Raw genomic sequence first — 10,624 nt, 5'->3', positions numbered from 1 at the left:
CACCAGCACCACCGCCACCACCGGAACCGCCATTCGCACCGCCACTGCCGGCACCGGTGTGGCCGCTGCCCGTTCCCTTGCCAATGCGGCTGGCATGCTGGCCGGCGATCTGCCGGGGGGAGGCGAATCGGATCTGCTTGGCCATCTGAATGCGCAGTTGCATCATCTCACGATAGGTATAACGGTTCCGCAAGGCTGTCTCCACGGTTTCGGCGACCTCTGCGGATGGAATTCCCAGTTGCGCCATGGTCCTGACCGTCTGCATCGTCTGAAGGGCCATATCCGTGGACTGATTGCGTGTCTGCTGGCGGGTATGCTCCCGCAACTGGGCCATGACGGCGTTCATGTCCGCGGTCTGCATGCCTGCGGCCAAACTGTCCGCCACCTCCTGGGTAACACTTTTAAGGCGGGCTCTGTCCACAGGCAACGCGGCTGCCATACGATGAGCGGCGGCGTACCGGGTGCGCACCATCTCCATTGCCTGGAGGACCCGGGCTTCACCAACCTGTTTGGCCATCCCCTCCATGGCTTTGCTCATCACCGGCTCCGTGGGCAACCCTGCCTTGGCGGCTTCCATGACCATCTGCTGGGCACGGACCTGGTTCCGCTGCTGAAATCGATTCTGCGCCATGCGAGTCAGCATTTCACGGGCCGGTACCTCGGGGATACCCAAGGCGGCCATCTCACGGGTCTGCTGAGCAATGTGCGCCGCGGCCTGCGGGGTCAGGTCCTGCGGCTCGTCAGCCAGGCTCAGCGTAGCAAAACATACCAGCATCAATGTCACCAAAATAATTCTTTTCATCTCTTCCTCCCTTTCGATCCTCGACGCTCTTTTTCCATGCACGTGCTTCTGCAATTAAAACGGACAAGCAGGGATAAAGGTTACAAGAAGTGAAATAAATTTTTAAAGGAAAAAGACTTCCATCGGATGATGCGCGAAAACATCGTGCAGCGTCAGGCTGGGGGGTTGAGAATCGCCTTCGGTTTGCGTCTTGCCCGGTGGACCCGGACCTTGCCATTGGTCTTGCTCCGGATTGGCACCCGGATAGGTTGTTGGCCTGCCGCAGCCCGGTAGAACTGCGGCAGGCGGTTAGGATGAATGGATTGGGTGGTGGCTATTCAATCGATGGGCACACCAGGTCGAATCCGTCACAATCCTGATCGATACCGTCACCACACGTTTCTATGGATCCAACGTAAATGTTAGCATCCGAATCGTTGCAATCGCCCTGGGACTCGGACAATCCGTCACCATCATTGTCCGTCAGGTTTTCAGGTGTATTGTTGGCCTCAAAAGAACTGGGCATGATCCGCCGAAACATGATGTCGCTGCCTTCGGCGCCCTCTTCCAGCCAGACGCCGTAGAAACGCTCGGCATTGGGCGTCATGCGGATCTGCACCTCGCCCTGCTCCGGATCACCCTTGGCGAGACGGTACCAACCGGTGACCGTTTCACCGGCATGGTTGCCCTCACTGTCGGGGTTCACCACCCAGGTTTCCTCGGCCAGATTGTTGCCGCGGTCGAGGGAGTAGCTGAGGAAGAGATCCTCGGGAAGCTTCTCCACATCGGGCAGGTTGGTGGAGGTGCCGTAGGCCAGGTAGAAGCAGTTGGGGTTCTGTTTGTCTTCGTCGTACGCAGGCAACCCAGTGGTTGGATCTTTTATGGTGCCGGGAACGGCCACGATGCGCGGCTCGATGACGCTGACTTTGTTGTTCTTGATCAGGGACACGTTGCGGGCCGCTCGTAGACGCCAGGCTTATAGGTCGTTTCAACGGTGTAGTGCTTGGTCGGTTCGGTGACATCGTTGCCCTCTTCGTCCAGCTCCGCACCGGATATACCCTCGGGATCGAAGAAGTAGTCGATGTGGGTGATCTCACCGTCGTAATCCGGATCGGTAGTCCAGCTGCGCCCCCGTCGAAGGAGCGCCGGATGTAGAAGTCATACTTGTCGTGGGCCTTGCGTGATGCGGCCCAGTTGGGACAGTAAGAATAGCCCAGGATGACGAAGTCGCCGCGAATGGCGCCGCGATGGGCGCGGGCGTCCTCGTAAGGGTTGACCCCCGACTTCCAGGTCAGACACTCTTCCGGTTGGGTCCAGTCGCAGACCTTGGTTCCGTCTCCTTTGGCATCCTCGGAACGGTCCGGGTTGATCCAGGTCGTTCCTGGCATCACCGTGCTCACATTCTGGGCACCAGGCAGGAAATTATCCGGATGCCAGGGATTCCCCTTCTGATCAGAACCCACCACGCAGCGGCGCATCATGATGTCCGACGGCCGGCCGGCACCTTCCTCGCCTTCTTTGTATAAGACGATCAATACGGTGCCTGAATTGTTGGGCTGTTTGAAGGCTGTCGTTCCGTCTGACAGCGTCTTTGTACCGCCGAAGGCCGACGCCTTGGACTGAATTATAAATCTGGGCCGGCGGGCATTCTCGTAGGCCAGTTGTTTATCCCCCTTCCAATCAAGAATGGCATTGTCGCCGTCTACTACGTAATCCGGATTATTAATCGGGTCATAACCAATGATGTTACCGTCATCATCGTAGACTGGATCGGAACCTAAATATTGCGGTTCCTCGACATAGACTGAATTTCCGTTGTCATCCGTTTCCGGTAGGTTGAGAATGGTGCCACCGCTGACCAGATCCGGTTGGGTAAAATCGAAGCTGTGGTAGATGGCGTTCTTGCCTTCATCGGGTACCGTTTCATAAGGATCATACCCGCTGCCGTCCTGGGGCTGCTCTCCGGTTCCGGTCGTTTCGGAAGGCCCTGATCCCATGCCCTTGGTCTCTTCGTAGGCCATGATCGCCCAGGCACTCTTGGTACCGTCTGACTTGGTATAGGTCTGCATGAAGAGGTTGGGACGGGTAGCCGCAGTGTTGCCGTCCAGCAGGCGGCCGTCGGTAGTAACCGCCACCGTGCGTTCCTGGCCCTGGTAATTGGTCTTGGTGTAGAGCCCGATCCTATCCGGGGAGAACGCGTTCTCATAGGTCCACAAACCCGGAACCTCGGTGATATAGCGGTGGGAGCCGTCCCGGGTATCGTCCGGATCGGGCGCGATGTAGGGATAAGGGGCGTAGGGGTAATAAGCCTCGATGATCTCGCCGCCTTCCTGGGTACCGTCCTTCCAGATGCCGCCCTTGGCCTCGCATTCGTCGCACTTGCCTTCATCAGTCAGCCCCGGCGTCACGGCGATGACCCGGTCCCGCGGAACCACATGACCATAATGGCAACTCACGCAATCGCTGTTGGTAAAGCCGCCCAGGTAGGAATCCGTCTCCGCGTCGAGGACCACCAGCGGGATCGGCGCACCCTGGGTGGGCGCATCGTTCACCGACGTCATGCCGAAAGGCACATGACATTGAGTACAGTTCATCGTCGCCTGATGGGTCGATGGCACGGCGCGCAGCACCGCATAATCGGCGGTTGAGGCAGCGGGATCGTCCGGGGTAACGATGGTCGCGCCGCCTACAAATTTTACGCAACGTGTGAGGTTTGCGGCGTTGTAGACGATGGCGCCCGCGCTCACTGCCGCGATCGGATTGCCGTCAGCATCCAGCAGGGTGGTATTGTTGGTGTTCACCGAATCGTTGTCCGAAATCCTCACCGGCAGGGACATGGGAACCAGGGCCTTGGGTCGATTGGTCCAGGCGATTTCCTCACCGGTCTCTTCATCGTACTGTACCGGATGTTCCGGATCGCCGCCAGCCACGAAGTTCTCGTCGACAGTGGCATGATCTTTCCAGGTAATATAGCTGTACCAGATATCGGTTTTGTGGTTGGCCGTGGCACCGCCCCAGCCGGGACCGGGCCCCTTGGCCTCGCCCGGCCGCAGGCCCTTGGGATCCTCCTGCCAGGTGATGGCGAACCCGGCACCGTCGGCCGCCCCCATGAACACCTGGTTGGCGTCACGGCGACCGCTGGTCATCCGCTCGGGTTTGTACCACACGATATCGCCAACCTGCCTGTCGGCCCACCAGCCCCCCTTGTTGATCTCGGCCTGGGTAACGATCACACCGCGGCAGGTCCAGATGGCGCTGTAAGGCACCTCGCCCACTTCGGGATAGCCCTGTTCTGTGTAGTCCACCGACCGCTGTGGGCCGGAAACGCCCCAGATGTCGTCCACCTCGTAGGGATCGTCGTAAGGGTAGTCGGGTCCGCATTTCTCGTTCTCACCCGACCCGGTACAGGTCTCGCATTCATCGGCGACGCCGTCGCCGTCTTCGTCAGGGCAGGACCGGATCGCATAGCGCGGCTTGCCACCCTTGGCGAACTTGCTGGTCCAGGCGATGAGGATCTTGTTGCCCTTGACCTGGAACACGGGTTTCTTGCAATGGCCGTAATAGGCCTCGCCGTTGGCCAGGGTGAAGGATGACCGGTCGGCCATGCGCGAGATGTTCTTGCGTTTCCAGGTGTGGCCGTCGTCCCGGGAAACGGCCGCGAACACATCGGCGGCACCGTAGCCGTCGATCTCGTCGGTATATACCGCAACGACGGGCTTGGCCTCGGTGGCGGTGCGAATCAAATCCCCGTTTTCATCATAATACGGGATGCCGGTAACAGTGTTACCATCGCTATCCAGGTAGGCAGCCGGCTCCCCATTGGCCTTGAGCGCCGGAAACCAGACCCCCATGACATTCAGCTTGGCCTTGGCGCTGGCCATTAGCGGGGTCTTGGACACGTTCTTGCGGAACATGGTGCTGCCGATACTCTTGCCCAGATGGCCTTGGGCTTCCTCCCGGCTGACCTTGACCAGGTTCAGGTCCGCATAGCCGGACCCTTCAGCAACCGTCGCCTCGATCACCGATTCCACTTCGCTATCGTTGCTGAAATCGACATCGGCCAGTTCCTTATCGTTTATCACCGTCTCAAAAGCCTTGACCACCGATTCGGTAATGCTGATGCCGCCGCTGGGATCGCCGTCGGCATCCAGGCTCTGGAGCAGCCAGGCCAGGTTGATCACCCGGTTGTCATCCATGTCTCCGCCTTCGAAGACGTCCGCGGGCGAAATTTTATGATCCACCAGGGCGTTGCCCAGGTAGACATCGCCGATAAAGAGTTCCGCTCGTTCACCGGGGAAGTAGTCGAATCCCCCGGAGTCATCGGTCTGGCCTTCGTAGGTGGGTGTCTTGACGGTCAGACCGGCCACCGGAGAATCGATGAAGTGGGCCCGTCGGGGATGGGCCATCGCATACACCGTACTGCCCGCATGGGACAAAAGGGCCTGGTTGAGCACGCCGCGCATGATGCGCACACGGTTGCGCACCGCCTGCCCCTTTTTCACTTGGTGGGATTTTTTAAGACGGCCCTGACCGATCTCAATCAAGTCGTGTTCCCATTCGTCGGCCGCCATCGCCACCTCGAACTCGGGGTCGAACGTATACACATCCTTCTTCTCCATCAGTTGCCCGGTCTGGAAATCCAGCTTCACCAACACCGCATGCACACAGATGTTCTGGCGGCGCAAATCCTCATACGGTGCACCCCAGCGAAAGCCCAGGTCAGCCTCCAGATCCAGTACGAGGCTGTAGATATCAGACGGATCCCCGTAAGTGACAACATAAGGGAATTGTTCCACCAGGGGCGTGCCGACCGCATCCACCGGAACAGGATCGGCACCCACATAAGCATGGACCGTCTTGACTTTCCACAGTTCCATTTCGTCATCTTCGGTGAGCCCCTGGTTGGGCACCACGCGGATCTGCAGTTTCGTCCGCGTGTTCCAGACATTCACCGTTCCGGTACAGACATAATCCACATACAGCGCCGTCTCATTGACAGTCTCCTCGAATTCACCGCGGTATAGCTTGATTTCGGCCAGCCCTCCGGGCCCCTTGAATGCAAAGCCACCGCATGGCCAGACCAGTAAGATCCCCACCAACAAACAGAATAGGCCTCTTCTCATTCCCCCTCCTTTTCTCGTTTTAACTGAGTCCACACTCGGGTCAGGACGATCCGGTTTCATGGGGGATGCAAAATTGTTACCGTTTTTAACAAATGCCCATAACCAGTATTATTAAGCGGTTACCGGTGCCTTTAGATTATAACGGCCAGGATAACACATTGTTTTCCCATAATTTTGCGAAATCTATTTCACACATATACCCAAAAGTGATGATTTTCCGACCAAACAGAGGATGTATTTTTTACATAACGACTGTTTCCGGCCTGATTCAGAATTTCCAAACCAGCGTTTATGCCTCCGGCAGATTCGCCTCTCTGAGACAGAAAAGAAACATCGTTTAAACGCGCATGCAGGTTGATGAAAGCGCTGCCGGGCCGCGCTGTGGATTGCACGGGCCCGGCAGCTGAGGATATAGGCAATTTCTATTTGGACGCCCAGCGATTACGCTTCTGACTGAGTTTCAACTTGTTGAATTCCGTTTTCCAAAGACTGTAGTCCTTACCGGTAATGCGGTGGTCAGCCAGGAAATCTCCCCGCCACAGAAAATCCGCATCGTAGGCCGTCGATCCGATATGGCTCAGGATCTCTCGCCCATCGAGTGAATCCACCTCACCGTCCTGATTGACGTCCAAGTCAGCCTCAGGTTCCTCGTAGAACACCTTGCGGAACCAGACATCGGAGCCCTGAAAATGCTTCTGGCCGTCCTCGTCGGTAATGGGCAGTTCTTGCTCCCAGATGGTGTACAGGCGGCTGCCGAAGGGGTTACAGGTCATCTGAATGTCCCCTTGATTGGCGTCGCCCTTGGCCAGCCAGTTGAACTCGTCAACCAGTTCGGGATAGGCCGGGTTGGTTTCGTTGGGCACGCAGGTGCCGTCGGACAGCACTTCGGCACACGCCTCGTCAGTCGGCGTGCCGTCGATCTCGAGGAACGGCAAGGCACCCTCCTCGTACTTGGGGTTCTCCTTGGCGTAGGTTTCGAACTCGATCCCCCCGTTCGCGATTTTCGCCTGAGAATAAAATGTATCCAGGAAGACCTCGCTCTCCTCCAATTCGGTTTCGTTGGGGCTGGGCTGGGGAATGTTCTCTTTGGTGCCCACACCCACAAAGAAAGTGTTGCGTACGTTGAAGTCGCCCGTGGATGCCACCGCGGGAGCGCCGGTCATGGAGAAGGGAATCCGTCGACCATAAGGAGGACTATAAATACCCCATTCGTCCAGGGTCGGCGGGGTCAGGATCACCCGGCAGTCGGCCACCGACGCCTCGTGGTTCTTGAGCTGGGAGACGTTGACCGGCAGGGTCCAGTCTTCACCGGCATTCTCGGACACCCGAATGTAGAAGTCGTAGTGGTCCTTGGCCTTCTTGCCCGCCGACCAGTTGACGCAGTAAGCGTAGCCGGCCAGAACCAAGTCGCCGTGGATGGCCAGGCGGGTGGAGAAAACGTTCTCGAAGGGGTTGCCGCTGATGTCCGGCGTATAGTTGTCATCGCCGAACAGGTTGTCACCGGTCTCCGACTTGTACCAGTAGCCGGTGGGATCGTGCAGGTTGGCATCGGTCCAGTAGAAGTGTTCGATCTTGGGCGTGTTACGGTTGGGCAGGAGATCGCCGGTGCCGTCACCTGCCGCGTTGTCGCCGGTGCCGTCCTCGTTGCCGGCATCATCCGGATTCTGGAACAGGTAGGGCGTGGAGGAACTCAGATTCAACGGATCGCCCATGTTCGCGATGTCAAACCCGCCCTTGAACAATCGGAGGATGGCATCGGCCGGAGCGCCCTGGCCGTCTTTGCCTTCCTTGTAAAGCAGGCCCAGGGTGATCGCCTCAGTATTCGACGCGTCCAGTTCCTCATTTGGCACCACCCGCACACGCCGGGCGTTTTCATAGGGTCGTAGGTGTCAGGCGCCGTCCAGAGAATGTCGTTGCCCGCATCGTCCTGACCGAGCACATCCCGGCTAAAGCCGTTGATCTGGTCGCCGTGGCCGATGGCGGCCGTGTCCGGCGCGTTGAAAGCGAAGTGATGGTAGTAGATGTTCTTGCCGTGCCGGAAACGGTCCGGCTCGTCCTTGTTATTGTCCGGATCATCTGGATTCTGCGTGGCAGCGCAGCCGTATGTTGGGCTCGACGCATCCAAGTCCACGGTGGTGTCGCCAAGGGGCGTCCCTGGGCACATGTCGGCACGATCCTTGACCGTGTCACCGTCGGAATCCTTGGTGTTGTATGGCACGTGGCAGCCGGTACAGTTCAGCGCCTCCTGGTGCCAGCCGGGCATGTGGTCGGGCAGGTTGTAGTAATTGTTGCCCTCGTAAATCTGGGCGTAATCGCGGGGGTACATGCCCCAGCCACCCTGGAACTTGACACAATTGACCGCGTTGCCGGTGTCATAAGAGACGCCGGCGGCGGCCAGTTGCTCGCTCGTCACCGATCCATCTGTGATGTAGGGATACCCCGTGTAGGGATAGTAGGCCTCGAGAGTATCCTTCCATACCCCGCCTTTCACCTCTTCGCAGATCGTTTTGTCACTGACCGGAATCACGCGATCCCGGGGCACGACGTTCTCATAATGGCAACTGCGGCAGTCGCTGTTGGTGAAGCCGGCTTCCCAGGTGCCGTCAGCCATTTTCACCAGGGGGATGGGTGCCGCCTGTTCCATGGCGGCCGCTTCCTTGTCGCTGCCGGCGCCGACGCCCTTGGTCTCCTCGTAGGCCATCAGGGCCAGGGTCTCGCCATTCCAGTTCACCAGGGAAAGGTTGGCCCGCGAGGCCCCGGTGTTACCGTCCAGCGGTTCGTAGACGGTGTTTCCGGCCGCATCCACCCGCTCTTGGGTGTAGTAGGCCACGGTATAGCCTTCGTCATCCGGCAAGACCTCGTTGCCGTCGCCATCCACCCGCGGGTTTTCGGAGAACCACTCGCAGTAAGGCGCGCCTTCGTTGCGATATTTGATGAGGGTAGCCTCTGCTTCGAAGGTATCTTTTTTTCCGCCACACTTGGGACAGACCCAGTCGTCGGGCAGATCACTCCAGGCCAGCGGCTGGTTGGTGGTACCGCCCTCGTAGTAGTAGTCGCAGCCGGTGGTGGCGATATGTTCGGCGGTGTGGACATGCCCCTTAATCTCGGTGGGGTTGCGCTCACGGCACACCGCGTTGTCGGTCACCCGCACCGGCGGATGAAAGTGCACCAGGCGTGGGGCTTGGCATCCTTTTCGAAGTCCGCTTTGGCGGCACCGCACACCGGGCAGACCCATGTGTCGGGCAGAGCTTCGAAAGCCGTACCCGGGGCGATGCCGTGCTCCGTGTCGCCGACCTCCGGGTCGTACACGTAAGGGCAGGCGGTACAGAAGTACTCGGACATGGGATCGCCGTCACCGTCCTGGATGGCATCGCCGTCGCTGTTGGAAACGAAGTTTCATCGATGGCGGCAAAATCGCTCCAACCGATGTAGCTGTACCAGATATCGGTCTTGTGGTTGACACAGGCACCGGACATGCCGGCACCGGGGCCACGCCCCTTGCCGGTTTTAAGCCCCTTGGGGTCCTCCTGCCAGGAAACGGCGAAGCCGCCCGTACCCTCGACCGGCTGATGGACGGTGGGATCGAGGACCGGTTCGATACCTGCATTGAAATTACGTTTGGCGTCGCGCCGACCGGTGGAGAGCTGCTCGGCCTTGTACCAGACAATAGTGCCGTAATTGGGATTGGGCTCGCCGTCGACGGTTTCCGGTGCCATGTCCAGGACGCCACGGGCCCCCCATAGGCAGGAGAAGGGCCGCACACCCAGGTCCGGCCGGGGATCCTCGTCGCCGGTCACATCCAGATAGTCCACCGACTTCTGGGAACCGGTCACCTGATAGATATCCTCGATGCTCTGGGCTTCCATATCCCAGGGATCCCCGCTACGGCAGTATTTGTCAACCCAGGTGACGAAGGCATAAGGCCCCACGACGGTAAGGTCGGCATCTTCAGAATCGCCCGGATAGGCCACACCGTTGGAAAGGGTAAAGGAAGACTTGAGCGAAGTACGTGAAATGTTGCGCCGCTTCCAGGTCAATCCGTCGTCCAGGGAAACGGCAGCATAGACGTCGTGGGCGTATCGGTTGCCCTCCTCTTTAACGCCATCCCCATTGGGATCGTAGTCAGGCACGCTGTTGAAAGGCACCGCCTCCTCTTCCTGAATGTAGGTGACGACCAGGGGCTTGACCTTGGCGTAAGGGTGCTCTGCTTTTTCATCATTGCTGCAGATAATGGTTTCACAATTTCCATCGTCATCGCAGGTCTCGCCGCACAACACCAGTTCGCCCGTCTCCCCCTGCGTATACTTCTGCCCGCTGGTATTCTGGGCGGTTACGTAGATAGGCATCACCGAGATGCCGCCCTCTCCGCTGTATAACTCCGGAGTTTTGGAAATCTTCTTGCGAAAAATCTGATTGTCGATGGAAGCGTCATTGACTTCCACCACCGTAGAAAAAAGCAAGTTGCAATCAAAGACCGCTTCAAACGCGATGCTGATCGTAACGAACTCGCCGGACAAAAGGGAGCCTTCCGTTTTGCCGACAATCGGGAAATAGAACGTGGGATTAGAGCCATCTTCGCCGACGGTCAGCGCGTTAATCGGATTGGGGGTTCCATCCGCGGGAATATACAGCAAACGCAATTCCCCCGTTATTTCTTCCTCTGTAATGTTCGTGACTTGCACCCTGACAAGGTTGGTGCCATCGCATGTCTGTTCAACCA

6 protein-coding genes and 1 pseudogene are annotated in these 10,624 nt (G+C 58.4%); all 7 read right to left on the bottom strand.

The genetic code is table 11. The features are described 5' to 3' along the window. The coding region (locus JCM12296_RS06700) for a hypothetical protein (protein ID WP_054691205.1) at positions 1-802 on the bottom strand (802 nt) is incomplete at its 3' end. A 313-nt stretch (positions 803-1,115) separates the two neighbouring features. Continuing rightward, positions 1,116-1,487: a putative metal-binding motif-containing protein gene (locus JCM12296_RS06695; protein ID WP_054691204.1), complete on the bottom strand. Its 372-nt coding sequence runs from the start codon at positions 1,485-1,487 to the stop codon at positions 1,116-1,118. Then, positions 1,471-5,904 (bottom strand): choice-of-anchor O protein, encoded by a 4,434-nt coding sequence (locus JCM12296_RS06690; protein WP_157067420.1) that lies wholly within the window; start codon positions 5,902-5,904, stop codon positions 1,471-1,473. The genes JCM12296_RS06695 and JCM12296_RS06690 overlap by 17 nt, the downstream gene beginning before the upstream one ends. A 422-nt stretch (positions 5,905-6,326) precedes the next feature. Next, the gene (locus JCM12296_RS06685) at positions 6,327-7,604 is read right to left on the bottom strand and encodes a hypothetical protein (RefSeq protein ID WP_157067419.1); all 1,278 of its coding nucleotides are present in this window, start codon (positions 7,602-7,604) and stop codon (positions 6,327-6,329) included. After that, the gene (locus tag JCM12296_RS06680) at positions 7,601-9,073 is read right to left on the bottom strand and encodes a rubredoxin (RefSeq protein ID WP_246804037.1); all 1,473 of its coding nucleotides are present in this window, start codon (positions 9,071-9,073) and stop codon (positions 7,601-7,603) included. The genes JCM12296_RS06685 and JCM12296_RS06680 overlap by 4 nt, the downstream gene beginning before the upstream one ends. Beyond that, positions 9,046-9,246, bottom strand: a complete 201-nt coding sequence (locus tag JCM12296_RS36045) for a rubredoxin (RefSeq protein ID WP_083455911.1) — start codon at positions 9,244-9,246, stop codon at positions 9,046-9,048. Before JCM12296_RS36045 ends, JCM12296_RS06680 begins: the two co-directional genes overlap by 28 nt. Positions 9,247-9,284: 38 nt before the next feature. Then, a pseudogene (locus JCM12296_RS43675) lies at positions 9,285-10,250 on the bottom strand (choice-of-anchor O protein); the annotation flags it as partial. Between the last annotated feature and the right edge of the window lie 374 nt (positions 10,251-10,624).

It is taken from the genome of Desulfosarcina cetonica JCM 12296 (assembly GCF_001311845.1).
Classification (GTDB): domain Bacteria; phylum Desulfobacterota; class Desulfobacteria; order Desulfobacterales; family Desulfosarcinaceae; genus Desulfosarcina; species Desulfosarcina cetonica.
This window is presented reverse-complemented; position numbering and strand designations above follow the sequence as displayed.

Excerpts from the sequence above, each read along its gene's own strand:
- JCM12296_RS06690 (WP_157067420.1), bottom strand. The coding sequence starts at position 5,904 with ATGAGAAGAGGCCTATTCTGTTTGTTGGTGGGGATCTTACTGGTCTGG.
- JCM12296_RS36045 (WP_083455911.1), bottom strand. The coding sequence starts at position 9,246 with ATGTCCGAGTACTTCTGTACCGCCTGCCCTTACGTGTACGACCCGGAG.